The following is a 23,169-nucleotide window of genomic DNA, read 5'->3' as shown; positions in this document are numbered from 1 at the left end:
AGTAAAATGAAAAAAATAAAATTATTTGCAATCAGTGCATTCTCACTATTAACCATAATGAGCTGTAGTGATTTTGAAGATACAAATGTAGATCCAAACGCAGCAGTGTCAGTTCCTGCTAGTACGTTATTAACAACCGCCCAATATAGGCTTTACAACATGCTTAACGGAGTTGGTTTAAATGCAGATTTCGGTTTATTAATGGTTCAACAATGGGCTCAAAATGAATATACCGAAGATTCGAGATACAATTTTGACATTAACTCTTTCAATGGTACCTTTGGTTCATTGTACACAGATATCGCTAAAGAACTTCAATCAGCAAAAGCTTTAGTTGAAGCTCAAGATATAGATGCTGCTCTTAAATCAAATCAAAAGTATATCATTGATATTATGACTGCTCAAGTTTTTGCAGTATTAACTGATGGTTTCGGTGATGTTCCTTACAGTGAAGCTTTAGGAGATGTTTCATTTCCTAAGTACGATGCTCAATCTGAAATTTATACTGGAATCTTAAGCACTCTTGATGCAGCTGCAAGTGGTTTAAACGAAAGTTCAGCCTCTTTCCCTTCTGGAGATGCCCTTTTTAGTGGAGATGTTTCAAAATGGAAAAAATTTGCAAATTCTCTTATGCTCAGATATGCGTTAAGAATCGTAGATGCTGATGCAACTATGGCTCAAACTTATGTAACTAAAGCAATCAACGGAGGTGTGTTTACAAGTAATGCAGATAACGCTAACTTTAATTATCCTGACGTAGACGCCAGAGCCAATCCTTTATACAGAAATTTTAGCCCTCAAGTAAGTAATAGAGATGACTACTGTGTTTCGGAATTATTAGTTACTACGCTTAACGGGATGAATGATCCAAGGTTAGATAAGTTTGCAAAACCAGCTTCAGGAGGAACAATTGTTGGTATGCCTTATGGACTTAATGATAACGATGCAACGGCTCTAAAGCCGACCACATCAAGACCTAATGACGCAGTGAGGGAAGCAACCACTCCTTTTCATGTAATTACATATTCAGAAGTTGAATTTTTACTTGCTGAGGCATACGAAAGAGGTTTAGCTTCAGGAAACGCTCAAACGGCATATGACAATGGAGTTACTGCTTCTATGAACCAATGGGGTATAACTGATGGAACAGCGATCTCTACTTACATTTCTAACAACGCATATGATTCTGCTAATTGGAAAGTATCAATAGGTACTCAAAAATGGATTGCACTTTATATGAACGGATTTGAAGCATGGAATGAATGGAGAAGGTTAGATCAACCTTCATTAACCGCCACTCCTAATGGAGTTATTAACACTATTCCTGTTAGGTTAACATATCCATTATCTGAAACTCAAAACAACTCAGAACAATTGTCTCAGGTTACTTCTAACCCAGCGGATTTAACAACTAAAGTATGGTGGGATAAGAATTAATTATTCTACTAGAAATTATATTAAAAAAGCTACCTGAAAATATTTTCAGGTAGCTTTTTTTTATAAATCTTAAAGAGTATTTTCATCTATTTGCAAAACTTGAAATAAATTTAGATTTTTGATTGATAAAAATGGACTATTAATGCAACAGTTAACTCAAAATAAATCAACCGATAATCAATTAAGGTATCAAGGAAATAGCTCACAATTTGCTGTAATTTTTTTTAAGAACGTATTATTAACTATAGTTACCCTTGGGATCTATTACCCATGGGCCAAAGTTGAATTATTGAAATTCCATAGTAACTCAACTATTTTAAAAGACGACAACTTCAATTTCCATGGTAATGCTAAAGATGTTTTGCGAAGCTTCTTAACTGTCTTTTTGTGTATTGCTATTGGTTATAGTTTACTTCTTATCTCTATTACTAACACTAATAACACTACTCAAGCCTTACTCTTGATAGCCTCATACTTCATATTTATAATACTTATTCCCTTAATTACTCATGGGACTATAAAGTATCGATGCCAGAAAACATCTTGGAAAGGTGTTCAATTCAATTATCTAGGTTCCAAATCGGAGTTATTTTGGAAGTTTATTTCTGGGGTGCTAATTACCATTCTTACTTTGGGAATATATACCCCTTGGTTTGTAACTGAACTAAGAAGATATGTGATAGGGCATTTAAGATTTGGTAATCTCTCCTTTGAATTCCAAGGTGATGGTGCCAAATTATTTTGGATACAGTTTAAGTTTATCCTATTATACCCTTTAACCCTTGGCATCTATACCTTTTGGTATATTAAAGAGTTATTCGAATTTTACATAGATAATATTGAAGTGAATCAAAACGAAATAAAAACACACTTAAAACTAAATGTCAAAGTTGGCGATATTTTTAGTTTATATATTGTTAATTTTGCTTTAATAATTTTCTCTCTTGGTATAGCTACACCTTGGGTAATTATTAGAACGTATACAGCTTTAGCCTCATTTATAGAAATTGATGATCAATTAAAAATAAGTGAGATTCAGCAAACGAATTATAAAACAGAGCACGAAGAAGGTTTCTTGGATTTTAAACTGGTGTAAACATTGTATTCAAAATGAGGTTTAACCAACATAATTATTTAACTCCATAATTGAATAAAGCTGTATCAATTATCATATCTATTTAAAAAAAGGATACTACTAATGAAAAAAAATATTGTTATTACTGGTACTAGTAGAGGTGTTGGTTTTGAACTTGTAAAAAAACTCGCCGAAGCAGGTCATGAAATTCTAGCTCTTTCAAGAAACACAAAGCCAACCGAAGAGCTTAACCTAGCTAATATTACTTCTATTTCAACTGATTTATCAGACATGAATAATCTTGATAAGGTAGTTGACTTTATCGAAAACAGTTGGAAAAAAGTAGATATTCTGATAAACAACGCTGGTAAATTAATTAACAAACCTTTTTCGGAGCTTACATCTATCGACTTTGAAGAAGTTTACAAAGTGAATGTATTCGCTGTTGCTGAATTAACAAAAAAGGTTCTTCCTTTTATGCCTGAAAAAAGCCATGTGGTAACTATTAGTAGTATGGGAGGAATTCAAGGCAGCATGAAATTTCCAGGATTAGCTGCTTACAGTTCTGCGAAAGGAGCCGTGATAACACTATCCGAACTTCTTGCCGAAGAATACAAAGAGCAACAAATAGCTTTTAATGTACTTGCTTTGGGAGCAGTTCAAACTGAAATGTTGGAAGAAGCTTTTCCGGGATACCAAGCACCATTATCAGCAAGTGAAATGGCCGATTATATATTTGATTTTTCGCTTAATGGAAACAAATACTATAACGGTAAAACTCTACAGGTTTCTAGTTCAACTCCTTAAACACATTTTTTTGGCTTTAAGTAAATATATCCCAGAAAAAGCTTTACCTTTAATAGAGTATTTAATTGAGGAACACAAAGTTACTCTAAAAATTGTTGGACAACGTCAAACAAAACATGGTGATTTTAGGCATCTTCCTAATGGGAAAATGCAAATTACGGTGAATAATAATCTGAATCCACATCAATTCTTGTTAACACTAGTTCACGAAATCGCTCATCATGTTACACACAAAAAATTTGGAAGAGTTCAACCACATGGAAAAGAGTGGAAAACAGTTTTTCAACATCTAATGCTTCCATTTTTACAACCAGAAATATATCCGTTATCAATATTGCCACATCTTGCTAATTATTTAAAAAATCCTAAGGCAAGTACAGATACAGATGTAAATTTATCGTTAGCTTTGCGCTACGGTATGGCGGAAGAAGGAAAGAGTTTTATCTTTGAAGTTCCTAATGGGCGTGTATTTAAATTTAAAAATATTTTATACAAAAGAGGAAATAAAAGAAGAACTCGTTATGAATGCTTAAATTTAAGTAACAAACGAACTTACCTTTTTAATCAAAACGCCGAAGTTATACTCGTAGAGTAGTCAAAAGAAATTAATACAATAGTATGGAAAGTAATTATTATGCAGTTATTATGGCTGGAGGAATTGGTTCAAGATTTTGGCCAGTTAGCACCAAACAATATCCGAAACAATTTCATGATATGTTGGGTACTGGAGCCTCTTTAATTCAAAAAACTTTTAGCAGAATTAACGGTCTTATTCCTTCATCAAACATATTAATTGCTACCAATAAGGATTATGAAGAATTAGTATTAAATCAACTTCCGAAAGTAAATAAAAATCAAGTTCTTTTGGAACCAGCCATGAGAAATACTGCTCCATGTATTTTATACGCTGCTTTAAAAATATACAACGAAAATCCTGATGCTGTAATTCTTGTCGCACCATCTGATCACTGGATCGAAAACGAATCGGAGTTTATAAATAATATCAAAACTTCTTTTGATGCTTGTGAAAAAGAAGAAATTTTGATGACCCTAGGGATTCAACCAGACTCACCAAATACTGGTTATGGATACATTCAATTTGAGAATAATTCTTCCGAAATAAAAGCTGTCAAAAATTTTACTGAAAAACCCAATCTAGAAAAGGCAAAGCAATTTTTAGAAAGTGGTGATTTTCTTTGGAATGCAGGTATTTTTGTTTGGTCTGCCAAAAGCATTATCAAGGCTTTTAGCGAGTTTCTTCCTGAAATGATAAAAACTTTAAATGTAGATAATATTTACAATACTGATTCGGAAAAAGCTTTTATCGAAGAAAACTATGCTAAATGCGAAAATATTTCTATTGACTTTGGTATTATGGAGCATGCTAAAAATGTTTTTGTACTCCCTGTAAACTTTGGATGGAACGACCTTGGAACTTGGGGATCTCTTTATAACAAATTGAATAAAGACAAAAATGAAAACGCCATCGTTGGAGCCCAAACAATATTTAAGGATTCAAATGGAAACATGGTAAGAACAGAAAACAATAAAAAAGTTATAATTCAAGGATTAGATAATTTTATTGTTGTTGAAAAAGACGATGTATTACTTATCTGCCCGAAGGAAAACGAACAAGATATTAAGCAGATAGCAGCTGAAACAAAGGAAAAATTCGATATTTAAATAACAATTTTAATTCAATACCGATTCAAAAAAGGAATAATAAGAGTCTGGTAAATAACTACCTCTTCTTTCTCCGAGCACCTTTCCTTTTCTATTGATAATTAGAACCATTGGAAAAGAGTTGTTGTATTTTTTAGATAGTTTCTTATTTATTTTTCTTGCTTCATCCGAAACTAAATCTTTATTTCTTGGGAAGTCTGCTAGATATAAAACAAATTTATCCTCATAAAAAGACACAAATTTCTCAGTATGAAATAACTCATTATCTAATTTAATGCAAGGTCCACACCAATCTGATCCTGAAAAATAAATAAGAATTGGTTTCTTTTCTTGTTTAGCTCTTTTTTTTGCTAACTCAAAGCTTAATTCCCATTTAGGAACTACTCTTGTTCCTTCTACAATATTCTTTTGAGAAAACATCATTATAGAAGTCAAGCAAAACAGAATAAACCAATTAAATTTCATAATATTCCAATTAAAGTTTAAAGATAGCAAAAACGATACCAGAATTAACTCATTCTAGAGTCAACATGATTTAAAACCATAGAATTAAATTCTTTCTCTTCACCTAAAAAGCTGCTTTCTATAGGTAAATAATACAAATTATTAATAGACTCTCCTAACCTCACATAGTCCTTTTCAGTTGTTAAAATAACTTTTCTTTCGCCACTTAAACTTCTTGAAGTCATTCTAATTTTATTAAGATCTTTCTCTGTGAAATTATGGTGATCAGGAAAGTTAATGTGTTTGATTTTTATCATTCTCTTACCTAAAAATTGCAGTAGAGAGTCTGGAGAAGCAATCCCTGTAACAAGCACAATTTCAGAATTCTCTAAATCATTCAAATTCATATTTCCTTTATTAGAATATATGGTTTCTTCATATCTTATTTTTGAAAAAAACACTTGTTGATTTTCATCAATAGTTAACTTTTTTCTAATAGTATTTTGTTTTTCTTCAGATAGGTCTACCGGACATTTCGTAACTACAATCGCATTGGCTCTTTTAGCTCCTCTTCTACTCTCTCTTAGATTCCCTGTCGGTAAAATAAAATCATTAGAATACAAATCATTATACTTAGTCAATAAAATGTAAAAGCTTGCTTTTACTTTCCTATGTTGAAACGCATCATCAAGTAAAACAACATCCGGCTTACGATTTTCTATTATTTGAGTAATCCCATTCACTCTATCTGCGTCAACAGCAACTGTAATACCATCAAACTTTTTATAAAATTGCATGGGTTCATCCCCTACATCTTCTACACTATGATTTTCATTAACTAACTGAAAACCTTTCGTTTTTCTTTTGTACCCTCTACTGAGAGTAGCTACTTGATACTTTTCTTTTAATAACCGAATTAAATATTCAATTTGAGGAGATTTACCCGTTCCTCCAACACTTAAATTTCCAACCGCAATAACTGGTAACTGAAATTCTGTTTGCTTAAAAACCCCTGTATCAAAAAACAAGTTTCTAACCGATGTAACAAGATCATAAACAATAGCAACAGGAAAAAGTAAAAATCGTAGTATTTTCATCACAACGAAAGTAATTAAAAATCTTAACTTTGATGATTAGTAAATCATGAAAAAGTCATTATGCAAATAAAAGACATCACCAATTATATAGAGGAACTTGCTCCTCTTTCTTATGCGGAGGATTTTGATAATGTTGGACTTCTAGTCGGTAATTATAATACGGAAGTAACAGGAGTTCTTGTTACTCTAGACACTCTAGAAAAAACTATAGATGAAGCCATTGAAAAAAACTGCAATTTAGTTGTTAGTTTCCATCCCATTATCTTTTCAGGACTCAAGCGTTTTAATGGAAACAACTATGTAGAGAGAGTTGTCTTAAAAGCAATTCAGCACAATATAGCCATATATGCAATTCATACAGCATTAGATAATGTTCAGCAAGGAGTTTCTGGTAAAATGTGTGAAGTTTTAGGTCTTCAAAATATCAAAACCTTAATTCCAAAGAAAGGAACAATAAAGAAATTAACAACGTACGTTCCTAATGAAAATGCTGATGAATTAAGATCCAAGTTATTTGAGGCTGGCGCAGGCAACATTGGCAACTATAATAATTGTTCCTTTAATACCAACGGAATTGGCAGCTTTAAAGGAATGGAAAATTCCAATCCAACCTTAGGAGAAAAAGGAGAGTTAACATTTGCAGAAGAAACATGCATAACTGTAACTTACGACAGTTTTAGAGAAGGTGCTATTTTAAAAGCACTATTCAATAATCATCCATATGAAGAGGTGGCTTATGAAACCATAACCCTTAACAATAAAAATCAAAATATTGGTATGGGAATGATTGGAGAACTTCCTAAAGAACTAGACGAAAAAGAGTTTTTGAGTTTTGTAAAAACTACGTTTAAAACTGATTGCGTGAGGCATTCAGAATTATTACAAAAACCAATTAAAAAAGTGGCTGTTTTAGGAGGCTCAGGAAGCTTTGCTATTAGTCCTGCTATTAAAGCCAAAGCAGATGCTTATATAAGTGCTGATTTTAAGTATCATGAGTTTTTCAAAGCTGAAAAGAAAATATTACTGTTAGATGTTGGACATTATGAAAGCGAACAGTTTACAAAAAATCTTTTGGTTGATTATCTTAACAAAAAATTTAGTACTTTTGCAATTATTTTAAGTGAAGAAAGTACAAATCCAATATACTATATATAAAAGATGGCAAAAAAAGAAGTAACGGTAGAAGAGAAATTAAGAGCGTTATATGATTTACAGCTAATTGATTCAAGAATAGATGAAATTAGAAACGTTCGAGGAGAATTACCTTTAGAAGTTGAAGATTTAGAAGATGAAGTTGCCGGATTAAACACAAGACTTTCTAACCTTGCTAGCGATGTAGCTAACTTAGAAAGTGATATTACGAGTAAAAAACAAGCGATTACCGAAGCAAAAGGTTTAATTGCTAAATATGAGGAACAACAAAAAAACGTTCGAAATAACCGCGAATTTGATTCTTTAACGAAAGAAGTTGAATATCAAGAATTAGAAATTCAATTATCTGAAAAAAGAATTAAAGAATACAAGGTTAAAATAACTCAAAAGAACGAAGTTATTAGCAACACAAAAGCTAAGTTAACTCAACAAGAAACTCATTTAACTCACAAAAAAGGTGAATTAGATGCTATTTTAAAAGAGACTGAAAAAGAAGAAGAGTTATTAAAGCAAAAGTCTCAAGAGTTTTCTGACTCAATTGATGATCACTTATTAAAGGCTTACACAAGAATTAGAAACAAGGTTAAAAATGGTTTAGCTGTTGTTTCTATAGAAAGAGGTGCTGCTGGAGGATCATTCTTTACAATTCCACCACAAGTTCAATTGGAAATTGCAAATCGTAAGAAGATTACAATTGATGAGCACAGTGGTAGAATTTTAGTTGATGCAGCTCTTGCGGCTGAAGAACGCGAAAAAATTGATAATTTATTCTCATAGATTATCCACGCAATACATCTAAAAAAAGCTCAATCGGAAATGATTGAGCTTTTTTTATCTTTTTAATCTTCTTTAAAAAGTTGTTCTTTATATGCAGCTTTTTGAATCTCTGCTCTTCTTAGAACAGAAGGCTTTACATATTGCTTTCTTTCTCTTAATTGTTGAAGAACCTTAACATCTCTATACTTACGCTTATAACGCTTTAGAGCTCTATCAATATTCTCACCTTCTTTTACTATTATTTTTAACATACTTTAAAATTTTAATTATACAATTATTTCATTTGGGCTCTCACAACCATTCAACAGTATAATAAAACTTATATAGCCAAAAAGTTACAACCTTATTCATATACGATAATAGAAAAGGTTTTAATTCTATAAAAAAAGAAAACTTAAAAATGTATTTCGAAAATTTTGTTTGCCCCGGAAGAGAATAAAATCTTAGATATTTCCTTATTTTGAGATAGAACACAAATATTATCGCAAGTTATGAATATTTAATGGCAATACAAACTTATATACCATAAATAAAAAGAGCTCGAATATCGAGCTCTTCTTTTTATATTGTTTCTCCTAATTCTTTTAACTTAGAAGTATTTTCAGCCAACATTAACTCATCAATGATTTTTTGTATGTCTCCATTTACAATATTTTGTAAATCATACAATGTCAAACCTATTCTATGATCAGTGACCCTACCTTGCGGATAATTATAAGTTCTAATCTTCGCTGAACGATCTCCAGATGTTACCATCGAACCTCTTTTTGCCGCATCTTCAGCCTGCTTTTTTGCCAACTCCAAATCATATAAACGCGAACGCAATACTTTAAATGCCTTTTCTTTGTTTTTATGCTGTGATTTTTGATCCTGACATTGCGCCACCAAACCTGTAGGTATATGCGTTAAACGCACCGCAGAGTAAGTAGTATTTACTGATTGCCCTCCAGGTCCAGAAGAACAGAAATAATCTATTCTAACATCCTTAGGGTTAATTTCTACATCAAACTCTTCTGCTTCTGGGAAAACCATACAAGTAGCTGCTGAAGTATGCACTCGTCCCTGAGTTTCTGTTTGAGGAACTCTTTGTACACGATGAACTCCTGCTTCAAATTTCAAGGTTCCATAAACATCTTCTCCTGAAACTTCAAACTGTATTTCTTTAAAACCGCCATTAGTACCTTCACTATAGTCTACTATTGAAACATTCCAACCTTTGCCTTCACAATACTTTGAATACATTCTGTATAAATCTCCTGCAAAAATACTAGCTTCATCACCACCCGTTCCTGCTCTCAATTCAACAACGGCATTTTTTCCATCCTCAGGGTCTTTAGGAATCAATAAAAACTTAATCTCTTCTTCCAATACCGGAATACGATCTTTAGCCTCATCCATTTCCATTTTTGCCATTTCAACCATCTCAGCATCACTTCCATCTGCTATGATTTCCTTAGCCTCATCTATATTTGCCAATAAACCTTCATACTCATTAGCTTTCTTGACAACCTTACCTAGGTCTTTATATTCTTTATTTAATTGAACATAACGTTTTTGATCAGAAATAATATCTGGTTGAATAATCAAATCAGAAACTTCATCATAACGTTGTTTAACAATCTGTAATTTATCTAGCATCGCATCAAATCTTGGATTGCGAATTTACAATTTTTCTTTAAATTTGAATAATCTACAAACAACTAAAACCAAAAGGTTTATGAGAACTCTTGCTATTCTTTCACTCATATTCATGTTCATTTCATGTAATTCTAAAGTCAAATCTAACCGCCCTAGTTTTTTAATTGGTAATTGGGTTAGAATAAACAACAGTCCAAATACGACTACTTTTGAAAATTGGGATAACAATTTGAATGGTTTTGGCTATACAATTAAAGAAAAAGACACAACGTTTAAAGAAATATTAACTATAGAAAAAGTAAAGGACACCTTGAATTTAAAGGTTACAGGAGTTAACGATTCTCCTACTTATTTTGTTTTTACAAACCAAACTGACTCATCTTTCACCTGTATAAATGAACGAAATGAATTTCCTAAAAAAATAAAATACTGGAAGCACAAGGAAAAGCTCTATGCCAAAGTATCAAATGAAGATATCGAATTAGATTTTATATTTGAAAGACTTAAGTAATGCACTTAAGTCTTTTTTGTTTTATGTAAACTTCAATTCTCAACAATAAATGTTAATTAATAAAACTTTGACTTTATTTTAACACTCATCTTCACAAAATTAAAAGTAATACTATTATTTTTGCGCAAATTTATTTTAAGTATGAAGAATTTACTTTCTAACATTAAAATTTTCACCCCTGAAGGCACCTATATTAAAGACCCCGAGTCATCTAACTTAGGTAAGAGAATTATAGAGAATAGTATTATTTTAATTGAAGAGATAGGTTTTGAAAACTTTAATTTTAAGAAATTAGGGCAAAAAATAGGTTCAAATGAAAGTTCTATATATAGATATTTTGAAAGCAAGCATAAACTTTTAATATACCTAACCTCTTGGTATTGGGGCTGGATTGAGTATCAATTGGTAATGGAAACATATAGCATTAACGATTCTAAAGAAAAACTTATTAAAGCAATCGAAGTTGTTACCAGAACCACTAAACAAGATAATAATTACGGGCATATCAATGAGGTTTTATTGAATAAAATTGTTATCAATGAGAACTCAAAATCTTATCTCACCAAAGACGTTGATACCGAAAATAAAGTAGGGTATTTTATGGCTTATAAAAGGGTAGTAAAGAGATTGGCCGAAATTATATTTTCATACAACGATACCTACCAATATGCTTTAAGCTTAGCAGGAACTATAACCGAAAGCGCCCTACACCAACATTATATGAAATTACACTTTCCATCAATAACCAGTTGCAGTGAAACCATAACCCCTACTGATTTTTTAACCAACTTAACCCTTAACACTTTAGTAAATGACAAATAACACACTTACTCCTTGGAAACGTTTTCTTGGATTAGTTAAACTGGAGAGAAAAGACATTTTACAAATTGCTTATTTTGCTATTTTCGAGGGAGTTGTAGCATTATCACTACCCCTTGGTATTCAAGCGATTATAAACTTAATTCAAGGAGCACAAGTTTCTGCTTCCTGGGTTATTTTAATTATTCTTGTTACCTGTGGAGTTGCCTTTTCTGGTGTTTTAAAACTCATGCAAATGAGAATTATTGAAACAATTCAACAACGTATTTTTACTAGAGCATCAATTGAATTAAGCTATCGTTTTCCAAAAATTAAAATGAGCGAGCTACGCAATTACTATCTCCCTGAGTTGGCCAATCGTTTTTTCGATACACTTACCATACAAAAAGGACTTTCAAAATTATTAATTGATGTCCCATCTGCATTTTTACAGATCATATTTGCTCTTGTACTTTTATCATTTTACCATCCGTTTTTTATTTTCTTTGGTTTGTTACTTGTACTTTTAATTTATGCTGTTTTTAAGTACACCGCTCAAAAAGGATTAGATACAAGTTTAAAAGAGTCAAAGCATAAATATAAAGTTGCTCACTGGCTTCAGGAAGTAGCCAGAGCTGTAGTAAGTTTTAAAGTTTCAGGAAAGACAAACTTAGCTCTTCAAAAGTGTGACAATTTTGTTGCTGATTATCTTGATGCACGTGAAGATCACTTTAAAATACTAGTGCTTCAGTATAAAAAAATGATTGGTTTTAAAGTACTTGTAACCTTCGGATTACTGTTCATGGGAGGTTTTCTAGTACTTAATCAAAAAATGAACATAGGTCAATTTGTTGCTGCCGAAATTATCATTTTATTAATTATTACTTCTGTTGAGAAATTAATCCTTGGGTTAGAATCGTATTACGACGTACTAACCTCTATTGAAAAATTGGGGCAAGTAAATGATAAACCATTAGAAGCTCAAGAAGGAGAAGTTATTGAAAATGAAGACAACTTAACAATAGAGTTAAATGACGTCAGTTATGAAGTAAAAGATTTAAACAGACCAATCCTTAATAAAATTTCATTAACTATCAATCCTCAAGACAGAATACTTGTTGAGGGTGAAAGTGGTAGCGGTAAATCAAGCCTATTGCAGTTAATATCTGGTGTGAATCTTCCTACTTCAGGAAACATTTTTGTCAATAATCTTTCGATTGAATGTCTTTTCATAAAAAAGTATAGAGGAAAATTAGGACTTTCATTGTCCGAAGAAACACCTTTTGAAGGAACAATAAGAGAAAATATATCTTTTGGGAACCCCGACATTACCGATGATCAAATTTTTGAAATACTTAACAATGTAGGGCTAACCAATTATATAAAATTGCAACCAAAAGGATTAAACACCATATTAAAACCAGAGGGAAAACAAGTAGCTTATACCATTTCGAAGAAAATTGTTTTAGCAAGAGCAATTGCCAAAAAGCCTAAAGTGTTAATACTAGAAGACCCTTTAGATCAATTTAAGGGAGATGAAACGAAAAAAATAATTGAGTTTTTAGCTAGTCCAAAACAGCCATGGAGTTTGGTTGTTGTAAGTAGTAACCCAAGTTGGAGAGACAAATGCAACAAGCATATTGTTTTAGAAAATGGAAGTTTAAAAAAATAAAGTAAGCGCTCATGTTAAACATATCTCAAAATAAAATTTCAAAATACATCGACCTTACCTCTTTAAAATCAGGAAAGGAAATTTTCACTAAAGAATACCATAAAAGGTTTAAAAAATTCTTACTCGTTTTTATAGTTATTCTTTTTATCATTATGTTCCTCCCTTGGACGCAAAATATTACCAGTAAAGGAAATGTAACAACTTTAAAACCTAGTCAAAGACCGCAAACGTTACAATCACAAATTCCTGGACGAATAGAACAATGGTTTGTTCAAGAAGGTGATTTTGTAAAGAAAGGAGATACCATCTTAAGAATTTCAGAAATTAAAAGTGATTATTTTGATGAGAGGCTTGCAGAAAGAACAGGAGTTCAGTTAGATGCCAAATCATCATCCGTTGTCGCTTATAAGAATAAGGTTTTAGCACTTCAAAATCAAATAAGTGCGCTACAACAAGAGAGAGGGCTAAAATTAAATCAAGCTAAAAACAAACTTACTCAAGCTCATTTAAAAGTTAAGAGTGATAGTATTGATTTAGAAGCTGTAAAAACTAAGAATGAAATCGCCAAAATTCAATTTGATCGTGCGGTTACACTTCAAAAAGAAGGATTAAAAGCTGTTAAAGATGTGGAAGAAAAAAGAGCTAAGCTTCAAGAGGCAAACGCTAAATTAATTTCACAACAGAATAAGCTTTTAACATCTAAGAATAAAGTTATTAATGCCGATTTAGCAATATCAACATTAAAAGCTACCTATGCAGACAAGCTTTCAAAAGCTCAAAGTAGTTTATTTACTGCCCAATCGAGTGCTTTTGACGGAGAGGCTCAAGTTTCAAAACTAGAAACTAATTTAGCCAATTATAAAAAGAGAGGTAGTTTATTATATGTTACCGCTCCACAAGACGGCTTTATCAATAAAGCTATTAAATCCGGTTTGGGTGAAACATTCAAAGAAGGTGAGCAACTTGTAAGTATTATGCCCGCTAACTACGATTTAGCTGTTGAAATGTTTGTTCGTCCAATTGACCTTCCTTTGATTCATATAGGCGAAAAAGTAAGAGTACAGTTTGACGGATGGCCAGCGATAGTTTTTAGTGGTTGGCCAAATATTTCTTATGGAACTTACGGTGCAGAAGTTATCGCTATTGAAAACTTTATTAGTAGTAATGGAATGTTTAGAGTTTTATTAACTCCAGATCAAAAAACAGAACCATGGCCTACAGCTATTAGAGTTGGTTCAGGAGCACGAACTATTGCTTTACTTGAAAACGTTCCTATTTGGTATGAGTTGTGGCGACAAATTAATAGTTTCCCACCAAACTTTTATCAGCCTGAAAAGAAATCAGACACCAAGAAAAAAAAGAAAAAATAATTTAAGTCAATTACTTAGCTTTAAATTCATAAACATCAATGAAAAAGTTATTACTCGCTTTTTGTTTCATCAGTTCTATTGTTTTTTCTCAGGAAAATTCAAACATCCTTTCTTTTGAAGAGTATTTAGGCTATGTAAAAAAGTTTCATCCCATTTTAAAACAGGCCCAGTTAGTCTCTTCAAAAGGAGAAGCCAAATTGCTTAAAGCCCGAGGTGCTTTCGATCCAAAAATTGAAGTTGATTACAATAGAAAAAACTTCAAGGGAACTGAATATTATGACAAACTCAATAGTACGTTTAAAATACCAACTTGGTACGGAGTTGAGTTCAAGGCCAACTATGAAAGTAATGACGGCGTATATCTTAATCCAGAGCTTAAAACACCTAAAGAAGGCTTATACAGCGCAGGTGTATCCGTTTCGCTTGCAAAAGGACTCTTAACCAATAAAAGAATGGCTTCTTTGAGGCAAGCGAAATTATACAATCAGCAATCAGTACAGAAACAAAAAATACTTGTTAACAAAATTCTCTTTGACGCCACAAAGACTTATTTTAAGTGGTTAAAAAATCATCAAATAAAGAACGTATATATTGACTATTTAACGAATGCTGAAATACGATTAAAAAGTGTTAAGAGAAGCTTTGAATCAGGAGACAAACCTGCAGTTGACACCTTGGAAGCTAGTATTAATTATAAAAATAGATTACTAGATCTTGAAAAGGCAAAAATTGGGTACATCAAATCAAAACTAGAAGCTTCAAATTTCCTATGGTTAGACAATGATGTTCCCCTAGAATTAACCGAAATGGTAATACCAGACAACGAAACAGTTAACGTTATTGATGCGGTTTTGACGTCTTCCATAACAGATGCAGTAGATTTCAATATTGAAGACCATCCTAAGCTGGTTAAACTACAATTAAAGAAACAAAGTTTAATCATTGATAAAAGATTAAAATTAAATAATCTGCTTCCGAAAGTAGATCTTCAATATAATTTCTTATCATCTGACTACAGAAGCATCAATTCTTTCAATACTTCTAATTATAAAGGTGGCCTTAATGTAAGCATCCCTTTATTCTTAAGAAAAGAGCGAGGAGATTTAAAACTTGCTAAAATCAAAATCAAAGAGATTGATTTTGACATTGCCTCTACCAGAGTTAATCTTAGAAACAAAATAGACGGTACTGTTCAACAAATAAACTCATACAAAGAGCAATACAATATTTTGAATGAGCTTGTAGTAGACTATAAGAACTTAGTGCAAAGTGAAGAGCGCAAATTCAGTTTGGGTGAAGGCTCTTTATTTTTAGTAAACTACCGAGAAGTAAAGCTTATTGAAAATCAACTAAAGTATATTAATACTCAATACAAGTATTTCGTATCTAAGTCTGAGTTATTACAAGTATTGAATCAACATGCTATATAAATTAAAAAGACCTTGAACAACTGTCCAAGGCCTTTTCGTCTAACCAAACTTAGTATAAAAACTAACTACTACTATTGTAAATATTTTTATATAAATGTATACTTTGTTTCTTATTTCAAAAAAAGCTCTCCTTTCAGGGAATGTTAACATAGGGAAATCTTACTCAGAGAAGCCTTTGATAATGAATTCATAACGCAAAAATATGAATTCTACTTTAGGGAAAACAAACTATTACTAATAATTTCTATATTTAATGAACTTTTGTAACTCTTAAACCGTGTTTTTGTTTGTTGGTTACACTTATTTGACACACTATTATTTTAAAGGTCACAAAAAATTTAAAAAAAATTAAACTTTTTTAAAATTACTATTTTCTAGTATAAATATTTCCTTAAAACAACCCTGTGTTCTGGTATAGATTTATCGTAATTTTCCACTAAAAGCTCCAGTATTTCTGGCTTCTTACCCCCTATATCTCTTTTTGAGCTATATTTTGACACATATAAATTATATGTATCTGATCCTTCTAAATATTTTTTTTCAAAAATTAAAAAATGTTCTTCATTTAATTCTGAATAGCATATTGAATCTCCTAAAAAAGTTTCAGATTTATCTTCAAAAAAATCAGAAAACTCATAATACCTAAAAACGTTTTCCATTCTATACTATTTCAGCCGAAAGGCCTAAATCTAATAATTTAGAACATTTTGGTTTCAATTCTTTAAAACCTCCTGTTTTAACTGAACACTTACCCTTGTAATGTACTAATATTGTACATTGTTCTGCTTGTTCTGGTGTATGTTCGCATACACTTATTAAACTATCTATTACAAAATCGAACGTATTTACATCATCATTGTACAAGATAATTTCATGTTGTCTAGTTTCCAGTGTTAAAACATCTAGCTCTTCTTGAATTTTTTCAATTGTACTCATTCTGCCTTATTTTTGATAGCGCAAAGCTACCCAATTATTTCTTTCTATAGTCTTAATTAACAATAATTTATACTTTTTCACCTCTTTATCTATGATCGGAATATCTTCTTGATAAAATCCGCTCAATAACAATGTCCCATTATCATTTAAACAATTTGTATAAACCTCCATATCTTTCAATAAGATATTTCTATTAATGTTCGCTATTATTAAGTCGTATTTTTTATCCTTTAATAACACAGAGTCCCCTTCAAAAACAGAAATATTTTTACAATTATTTCTTTCAACATTCTCCAAAGAATTTGTGTAGCACCAAGAATCTATATCTATGGCATCGACTGGTTTAGCACCCTTCATTTCAGCAAATATCGCTAAAATTCCTGTACCACAACCCATATCTAGTACTTTTTTATTCGTAACATCCAAATCTAGTAGATGTTGCAGCATCATATAGGTGGTTTCGTGGTGACCAGTTCCAAAACTCATTTTAGGTTCAATAACAATATCAAACTCTAAATTTGGGTTTTCATGAAATGGAGCTCTAACACTTACTTTATCATCAACCTGAATAGGATTAAAATTTTTCTCCCATTCGGCATTCCAATTGGTTTGCTCAATTTCCTTATGAGAATATTCAATAGTAAATTCGCTCGATTTCAACACGAAAACGTCTTCTAATATATTCTCATTCCAATCATTGTTCTGAATATAAGCTACTACTCCGTTCTCATTTTCAACAAAACTTTCAAAACCTACCAATCCAAGCTCGGCAATTAATATTTCAGTACCAGGCTCTTTTGGCGATATTGTAAAATTATATTCAGTATATATGTTATCCATTTAGATTAAATAGCTTCAACTATTGCTAAAAAGTCTTTTGGCTTTAATGAAGCACCTCCTATTAATCCTCCATCGACGTCAGGTTTAGAGAAAATTTCTTCAGCATTTGCCGGCTTAACACTTCCTCCATATAAAATAGAAACAGAATCTGCTAATTCTTTGTTGTACTCCTTTTCTAAAACTTGTCTAATGAAAGCATGCATTTCCTGAGCCTGTTCTGGTGAAGCAGTTTCTCCTGTCCCAATTGCCCATACTGGTTCGTATGCTAAAATAATATTAGAGAAGTTTTCTTTTAATAAATGGAAAAGGCTTTCTCTTAATTGAGTTTCAACAACCTCAAAATGTTTCTCAGATTTTCTATCTTCCAACGACTCACCAAAGCAAAAAATTACTTCTAAATTGTTTGCAAGTGCCGTGTCAACCTTTTTAGCTAATAATTCGTTTGACTCTGCAAAGATACTTCTTCTTTCCGAATGACCCAATATCACAATTTCAATTCCAATTTCAGATAACATATCTGCAGAAACCTCCCCTGTAAAAGCACCGCTCTTAGCTTCATGCATGTTTTGAGCTGCAACTTCAATAATTGATTTTTCGGTTCTCTTTACAGCAGAGTTTAAGTTTACAAAACTTGGAGCTACAATTACTCTTTTTCCTTTAGATTTTTTAGATGATACTCCTTTTTTAATTCCCTTAATAAGATCTTTTGCTTCTTTAAGGTTTTTGTTCATTTTCCAGTTACCTGCAACGATATTTTTTCTCACTGTATAAAGTTTTATTATAATTACTGAAGTTTGTTGTTAACAAAAGTACATCATTTTTTTAAGGTATTATCTAAAACGTTTTCTTTCAATTGGGTACAATCAAAAACATCAATTGTTTTATCCTCATTTACAACTAAATACCTAGGAATCCAATCCAATTGTAAAAACTCACCAAAATCACCATCCCAACCCGAAGGTAAATAATAATGTTCTCCCAAAACATCATATTTTTTCAAAGCTTTACCCCATTCCTCATAATTTTTATCAATTGATATATTTACATAGCGAAAACCAGAATACTTTTCTTTAAGAACATTATTCTTTGGAATACTATTCAGGCAATCCTTACACCAAGATGCCCAAATATTAATAACTACCTTTTTTGTATTGTGAAGCTGAAAAATTTCGTTCACTTCTATTGAATCACCTTTCTTAGTCATTAGAATATCATGAAGTGCCTTTTTTGAAAAATGTGTTTCATTTTTCTTTGAGCATCCAACCCAAAAAAAGCACAACACAACAATATAAATAACTAACCTCTCTGTTACAAGGTGAAACTTTTCTTTGCTTTTAACTATCATTCTATTGTAACGATTCTTTTATTTTTGACACTTTAGAAGATTTAAATATTTTGATCTCTTTTTCTTTGTTTAAAACCAAAAATCTCGGAATTTCTTTAAGTTTTAGAAAACGTCCTAATACTCCCTTCCCTTTTGTTGGTAGGTAGTAGTGATTCCCTTTAACCGGTAAATTTTCTAATCCTCTCTTCCAGTCGAAATAGGAATGGTCAACTGACAAAAAAACATAATTTATTTCTTTATTTTCTTTTTGAAAATGTGCTATTTCCTTTAAACTGTTTTGGCTAAATGGACAATAGCTAGCGTAAATATGAATTAAGGTTTTCTCAGAGCTATTATTTTTTAATATCTCAGAAAACCTAATAGAATCTCTCTTTACTGAAAGAACTTTTTCGTTTAAAGAAGGTTTATCAAAATTGGTTGGGTGAAACATTCCACAACTAGTAAGAATTAATGATAGTAGTATTAATTTTTTCATTCTAACTCAAAGTATTTATTATACTTATTAAACGACAGAACTTTTAAATATTATTCAAGCTTTACTCTTGGATCAAGCCATGTGTAAATTATGTCGACTAAAACATTTATAAAAATAAAGATGGTCGCTATCATAAGCACACTTCCCATAATAACAGGGAGATCCAACGTATTTAATGAATTTACAATTTCTTTTCCTAAGCCATTCCAATTAAATATATACTCGACAAAAACAGCTCCAGCTAACATCGACGCAAACCATCCTGAAATTGCTGTTATCACAGGGTTCAACGAATTTTTGAATGCATGATTCTTAATTATCTGAAAAGTATTCAAGCCCTTAGCTTTTGCCGTTCTAATATAATCTTGACTCAAAACTTCAAGTAAAGAATTTCTCATTAATTGAATAACAACAGCTAGTGGACGTATTCCCAAAACCAATGCAGGTAAAATTAAATTACTCCATTTAATATGCATGCCTTCACCAAAATTATCAACTTCATAAAGGCTTCCAGTCATTTCTAATCCGGTTATATCGTGCAAAACAAAACCAAATAACCAAGCGAATAAAATTGCCGAGAAAAATGACGGAACACTCATTCCTAAAGTGCTTATAAGAGCTATTACCCTATCAAACAAAGTATCCTTAAATATTGCAGACATGACTCCTAAAAACAGCCCCAATAATATGGCTATGCTAATCGCGGAAATAGCCAACACAAACGTATTGGGCATCGTTTCATTTATTACCTCTGAAACGTTCTTCCCATTTTTTTGAAATGATTGCCTTAAATACGGAGTTTTCAAAGCTATACTAGCACCCCCTATAGTTCCAACAGCTATAATATTATATTTCTTCTTATCTAAGTACGTATAGTTTTCTTCAGAAGAGCTATGAAAAGAAATTGGTGAAACATCATTTAAATAATAAAGGTATTGAACAAAAACTGGTTTATCGAAGCCGTATTTTTTTCGAATAGCTTCTAATTGTTGTGTATCTTCTCTCTGATCAAGCATCATTCTTGCCGGATCTCCTGGTAGTACATTAAACAGAAAAAAAATGACTGTTATTACTCCTAATAAAGTCAAGAATCCATAAAAAATCTTGTTTATAATATATTGAAACATTGAAAACAAAGATAACAGAAACTCCTAAATTTGCTTACTTTTGCCTAACTTTTATAAGAACTCATGACAACACAACAACTTGTATCTGAAATTAAGAAGAAAAAGTCTTTTTTATGTATTGGTCTAGATGTCGATCTAAATAAAATCCCAAAACATCTTTTAAAGGAAGAAGATCCTATTTTTGCCTTTAATAAAGCCATTATTGATGCCACTCACCACCTATGTGTAGCATACAAACCTAATACCGCTTTTTACGAAGCTTACGGTATAAAAGGATGGAAAGCTCTTGAAAAGACTATTGAGTATCTTAATAAAAACCACCCTAACATCTTTACAATCGCCGATGCAAAACGAGGTGATATTGGCAATACTTCTACGATGTATGCAAAAGCATTTTTTGAAGATTTAGCATTTGATAGTGTTACAGTTGCTCCTTACATGGGAAAAGATTCAGTAGAACCTTTTCTTGCCTTTAAGGACAAACATACCATAATGTTAGCGCTAACTTCAAATACGGGAGCCTTTGATTTCCAAACTAAAGAAGTTGGAAACCAAGAATTATATAAACATGTATTAGAAACATCAAAAGGTTGGCAAAATTCAGAAAACCTAATGTATGTTGTAGGTGCAACAAAAGCAGAATATTTAGCAGATATCAGAGCCATAATTCCGGATAGCTTTTTGTTAGTTCCAGGCGTTGGTGCACAAGGAGGAAATTTACAAGATGTTTGTAAATATGGAATGAATGATCAAATTGGTTTATTAATTAATTCTTCAAGAGGAATTATTTACGCAAGCAATCATGAAGATTTTGCTGAAAAAGCAGCTACACAAGCTGAATCTCTTCAAAAGCAAATGGAAATCATACTACAATAAAAAAAGTCAAGGTTAATGACTCCTTGACTTATCTAATTAATTCAAACAATATACCAATGAGAACAAAGTAATGGTATATTGAGCAAAGGTACTTTCTTTAGTGCTTGTCACTTTGAAATTTGATTTGAATAACCGATGTTTTGATTTAAAACAAACAATTTTATCAGTAACCATAAAAAAAGCTGAAATCTAACGATTTCAGCTTTTTAATTACTATAAAACTATTAGTAATATTTCCTTATCTACCTTGATTTACACTCTCATCGATATTTGGATTTGCATCTAGTTCCGATTGTGGTACTTTTAAGATAAATCTTTTATCATCTGGTGTCAAACTTGCAGGTGTTAATACTCTATGGTTTCCTGTTCTAGTGATACCTTTTCTATATCTTTTAGCATCGAACCACTCTACTCCAATTTCTGCGTAAAGCTCTTTTCTTCTCTCTACTAAAATTTCTGCTAATAAAGCCTCACCTGTGTTAGTCGATTTAACAGCTAAAGGATCTCTGTTTGACTGTAAAGCAAAAAGTATATCATGAGCACCAGCCTGATCACCATTGTGATATTTTCCTTCAGCTTCCGCCAAAAGCATTTCCGCAGTTCTAATAATTGGGTGATCAGAATCAAAATTAAACGTAAATTTCGAAGTTACATTATGTCTAAAATCATCAGCAGGTACTCCATAATGATTAGAGAATAAGTTTCTAATATCACTTACACTGAACAAATTAACAAAATCATTGTTAAAATAAGTCCCCGCATATGATAATACAGTATGATCAGCATGTGAATAAGGAGCCCCCCAATAATAATTAGATTGGTCTAGGCTTTGTGCGCTACCCCAAATCCATTCTATATTTGAAATATCATTAAATCCATTATCGTAATCAGTACTTAAAACACTCTCAGGACTTCCTCCTCCGTAAGCACGTCTTGCAGATTCTTCAACTCCAGCCCAGTTATGAGTTGTTTGGTATACTCTTGTTAATATTCCATAAGCTGCATTACGATTAATATAAGATTTTGCCAATCTATCTTCTCCTAAGTTTTCAGTAGCGTAGGTTAAATCTTCTATAATTAATTGATACATTTCATCAATCGTAGACATTGGTTTCCCCTCTAATGATAACTCTAAATAAATTGGAGGAGCTGGCAATGTACTATCATAGGTATAAGTATGCTGAAATTCCATTGCTAATTGGAAGTAGAAAAATGCTCTAATTGCTCTACCTTGACCTACAACTTCTTTTTTATCAATATCCGATAAATCTTGAGAGGCCAATGCACCGTTAATCAAGTTATTTGCTTGATTAATCATATAATAACAATAATTCCAAGTAAATCTAGTTCTTCTGTACGTAGGTTCTCTATTCTCATTTGCATAATCAAATAAAAACCACGTTTGTCCCTGGATTATATCATTACCTTTAACCGTACGTGCATAATAAATAGAGTTTACACCAGCTGAATCATCTCTTAAAAATTGCCCTCTAAAATTCCTCATAATTCCAGAAATGAAGGCATCTGCACCTGCTCTAGACCCGAATATCACATCAGGGCTTACCTGATCTGTAGGTACTGGTTCATTTAAAAAGTCTTCGCTACAACTAACTACTGTTGAAACAACCAGAAGCAATGCTACAAGACGATTTATATTATATTTTAATATTTTCATAATT

Annotated in this window: 25 protein-coding genes; 13 read left to right on the top strand and 12 right to left on the bottom strand. The window is 31.7% G+C overall.

The genetic code is table 11. The features are described 5' to 3' along the window. The first annotated feature begins 6 nt into the window (after positions 1 to 6). From ACKTTV_RS21215 to ACKTTV_RS21195, 5 genes are all read left to right on the top strand, one after another. The gene (locus ACKTTV_RS21215) at positions 7 to 1,437 is read left to right on the top strand and encodes a SusD/RagB family nutrient-binding outer membrane lipoprotein (protein WP_408032889.1); all 1,431 of its coding nucleotides are present in this window, start codon (positions 7 to 9) and stop codon (positions 1,435 to 1,437) included. Between the two features lie 142 nt (positions 1,438 to 1,579). Next, positions 1,580 to 2,533: a DUF898 family protein gene (locus ACKTTV_RS21210; protein WP_408032888.1), complete on the top strand. Its 954-nt coding sequence runs from the start codon at positions 1,580 to 1,582 to the stop codon at positions 2,531 to 2,533. 102 nt (positions 2,534 to 2,635) lie between these two features. Beyond that, complete coding sequence (locus tag ACKTTV_RS21205) at positions 2,636 to 3,319, top strand: SDR family NAD(P)-dependent oxidoreductase (RefSeq protein ID WP_408032887.1); 684 nt, start codon at positions 2,636 to 2,638, stop codon at positions 3,317 to 3,319. Between the two features lie 4 nt (positions 3,320 to 3,323). Beyond that, complete coding sequence (locus ACKTTV_RS21200; RefSeq protein WP_408033195.1) at positions 3,324 to 3,914, top strand: SprT-like domain-containing protein; 591 nt, start codon at positions 3,324 to 3,326, stop codon at positions 3,912 to 3,914. 23 nt (positions 3,915 to 3,937) lie between these two features. Further along, positions 3,938 to 5,002, top strand: coding sequence for a mannose-1-phosphate guanylyltransferase (locus ACKTTV_RS21195; RefSeq protein WP_408032886.1), 1,065 nt, complete (start codon positions 3,938 to 3,940; stop codon positions 5,000 to 5,002). Positions 5,003 to 5,011: 9 nt separating this feature from the next. Here ACKTTV_RS21195 and ACKTTV_RS21190 read toward each other — a convergent pair whose 3' ends face one another. Together ACKTTV_RS21190 and lpxK are read right to left on the bottom strand one after the other, a co-directional pair. Further along, positions 5,012 to 5,467: a thioredoxin family protein gene (locus ACKTTV_RS21190; protein WP_408032885.1), complete on the bottom strand. Its 456-nt coding sequence runs from the start codon at positions 5,465 to 5,467 to the stop codon at positions 5,012 to 5,014. 44 nt (positions 5,468 to 5,511) lie between these two features. Beyond that, positions 5,512 to 6,543 (bottom strand): tetraacyldisaccharide 4'-kinase, encoded by a 1,032-nt coding sequence (gene lpxK, locus ACKTTV_RS21185; protein ID WP_408032884.1) that lies wholly within the window; start codon positions 6,541 to 6,543, stop codon positions 5,512 to 5,514. Positions 6,544 to 6,603: 60 nt separating this feature from the next. On the opposite strand from lpxK, the gene ACKTTV_RS21180 reads away from it, so the two are divergent. Both ACKTTV_RS21180 and ACKTTV_RS21175 read left to right on the top strand, forming a co-directional pair. Next, complete coding sequence (locus ACKTTV_RS21180) at positions 6,604 to 7,698, top strand: Nif3-like dinuclear metal center hexameric protein (protein ID WP_408032883.1); 1,095 nt, start codon at positions 6,604 to 6,606, stop codon at positions 7,696 to 7,698. 3 nt (positions 7,699 to 7,701) lie between these two features. Further along, on the top strand, positions 7,702 to 8,472 hold the full coding sequence (locus ACKTTV_RS21175) for a zinc ribbon domain-containing protein (protein ID WP_408032882.1): 771 nt from the start codon (positions 7,702 to 7,704) through the stop codon (positions 8,470 to 8,472). Between the two features lie 62 nt (positions 8,473 to 8,534). On the opposite strand, the gene rpsU is transcribed toward ACKTTV_RS21175, so the two are convergent. Next, entirely contained in the window at positions 8,535 to 8,723 is a 189-nt protein-coding gene (gene rpsU, locus ACKTTV_RS21170) for a 30S ribosomal protein S21 (protein ID WP_408032881.1), read from the bottom strand. Between the two features lie 310 nt (positions 8,724 to 9,033). Further along, positions 9,034 to 10,110: a peptide chain release factor 1 gene (prfA, locus tag ACKTTV_RS21165; RefSeq protein WP_408032880.1), complete on the bottom strand. Its 1,077-nt coding sequence runs from the start codon at positions 10,108 to 10,110 to the stop codon at positions 9,034 to 9,036. Between the two features lie 79 nt (positions 10,111 to 10,189). Between prfA and ACKTTV_RS21160 the strand changes: the two genes are divergently transcribed. From ACKTTV_RS21160 to ACKTTV_RS21140, 5 genes are all read left to right on the top strand, one after another. Further along, positions 10,190 to 10,621, top strand: a complete 432-nt coding sequence (locus tag ACKTTV_RS21160) for a hypothetical protein (RefSeq protein WP_408032879.1) — start codon at positions 10,190 to 10,192, stop codon at positions 10,619 to 10,621. A gap of 141 nt (positions 10,622 to 10,762) precedes the next feature. Further along, positions 10,763 to 11,443 (top strand): TetR/AcrR family transcriptional regulator, encoded by a 681-nt coding sequence (locus ACKTTV_RS21155; RefSeq protein WP_408032878.1) that lies wholly within the window; start codon positions 10,763 to 10,765, stop codon positions 11,441 to 11,443. Beyond that, positions 11,433 to 13,091 carry a peptidase domain-containing ABC transporter gene (locus ACKTTV_RS21150; RefSeq protein WP_408032877.1) on the top strand — a complete coding sequence of 553 codons (1,659 nt, stop codon included), beginning with the start codon at positions 11,433 to 11,435 and terminating at the stop codon, positions 13,089 to 13,091. Before ACKTTV_RS21155 ends, ACKTTV_RS21150 begins: the two co-directional genes overlap by 11 nt. An 11-nt stretch (positions 13,092 to 13,102) precedes the next feature. After that, positions 13,103 to 14,461, top strand: a complete 1,359-nt coding sequence (locus ACKTTV_RS21145) for an HlyD family secretion protein (RefSeq protein ID WP_408032876.1) — start codon at positions 13,103 to 13,105, stop codon at positions 14,459 to 14,461. 38 nt (positions 14,462 to 14,499) lie between these two features. Next, positions 14,500 to 15,891 (top strand): TolC family protein, encoded by a 1,392-nt coding sequence (locus tag ACKTTV_RS21140; protein ID WP_408032875.1) that lies wholly within the window; start codon positions 14,500 to 14,502, stop codon positions 15,889 to 15,891. A gap of 374 nt (positions 15,892 to 16,265) precedes the next feature. Here the strand turns inward: ACKTTV_RS21140 and ACKTTV_RS21135 are convergent, their stop codons facing one another. From ACKTTV_RS21135 to ACKTTV_RS21105, 7 genes are read right to left on the bottom strand one after another with little or no spacing between them, the layout of a single operon-like run. Continuing rightward, complete coding sequence (locus tag ACKTTV_RS21135) at positions 16,266 to 16,550, bottom strand: hypothetical protein (protein ID WP_408032874.1); 285 nt, start codon at positions 16,548 to 16,550, stop codon at positions 16,266 to 16,268. Position 16,551: 1 nt separating this feature from the next. After that, the gene (locus tag ACKTTV_RS21130; RefSeq protein WP_408032873.1) at positions 16,552 to 16,827 is read right to left on the bottom strand and encodes an ATP-dependent Clp protease adaptor ClpS; all 276 of its coding nucleotides are present in this window, start codon (positions 16,825 to 16,827) and stop codon (positions 16,552 to 16,554) included. A 6-nt stretch (positions 16,828 to 16,833) separates the two neighbouring features. Next, positions 16,834 to 17,667: a 50S ribosomal protein L11 methyltransferase gene (prmA, locus tag ACKTTV_RS21125; RefSeq protein ID WP_408032872.1), complete on the bottom strand. Its 834-nt coding sequence runs from the start codon at positions 17,665 to 17,667 to the stop codon at positions 16,834 to 16,836. Positions 17,668 to 17,672: 5 nt separating this feature from the next. Then, the gene (gene tpiA, locus ACKTTV_RS21120; protein ID WP_408032871.1) at positions 17,673 to 18,431 is read right to left on the bottom strand and encodes a triose-phosphate isomerase; all 759 of its coding nucleotides are present in this window, start codon (positions 18,429 to 18,431) and stop codon (positions 17,673 to 17,675) included. A 50-nt stretch (positions 18,432 to 18,481) separates the two neighbouring features. After that, positions 18,482 to 19,012 carry a TlpA family protein disulfide reductase gene (locus ACKTTV_RS21115; RefSeq protein WP_408032870.1) on the bottom strand — a complete coding sequence of 177 codons (531 nt, stop codon included), beginning with the start codon at positions 19,010 to 19,012 and terminating at the stop codon, positions 18,482 to 18,484. Between the two features lies 1 nt (position 19,013). Then, positions 19,014 to 19,487: a TlpA family protein disulfide reductase gene (locus tag ACKTTV_RS21110; protein ID WP_408032869.1), complete on the bottom strand. Its 474-nt coding sequence runs from the start codon at positions 19,485 to 19,487 to the stop codon at positions 19,014 to 19,016. 50 nt (positions 19,488 to 19,537) lie between these two features. Beyond that, complete coding sequence (locus ACKTTV_RS21105; protein ID WP_408032868.1) at positions 19,538 to 20,614, bottom strand: ABC transporter permease; 1,077 nt, start codon at positions 20,612 to 20,614, stop codon at positions 19,538 to 19,540. 63 nt (positions 20,615 to 20,677) lie between these two features. On the opposite strand from ACKTTV_RS21105, the gene pyrF reads away from it, so the two are divergent. Further along, positions 20,678 to 21,490: an orotidine-5'-phosphate decarboxylase gene (gene pyrF, locus ACKTTV_RS21100; protein WP_408032867.1), complete on the top strand. Its 813-nt coding sequence runs from the start codon at positions 20,678 to 20,680 to the stop codon at positions 21,488 to 21,490. Between the two features lie 238 nt (positions 21,491 to 21,728). On the opposite strand, the gene ACKTTV_RS21095 is transcribed toward pyrF, so the two are convergent. Beyond that, on the bottom strand, positions 21,729 to 23,165 hold the full coding sequence (locus ACKTTV_RS21095) for a RagB/SusD family nutrient uptake outer membrane protein (RefSeq protein ID WP_408032866.1): 1,437 nt from the start codon (positions 23,163 to 23,165) through the stop codon (positions 21,729 to 21,731). Positions 23,166 to 23,169: the final 4 nt, after the last annotated feature.

This window comes from Tenacibaculum xiamenense (assembly GCF_964513065.1).
Lineage (GTDB): Bacteria > Bacteroidota > Bacteroidia > Flavobacteriales > Flavobacteriaceae > Polaribacter > Polaribacter xiamenense.
This window is presented reverse-complemented; position numbering and strand designations above follow the sequence as displayed.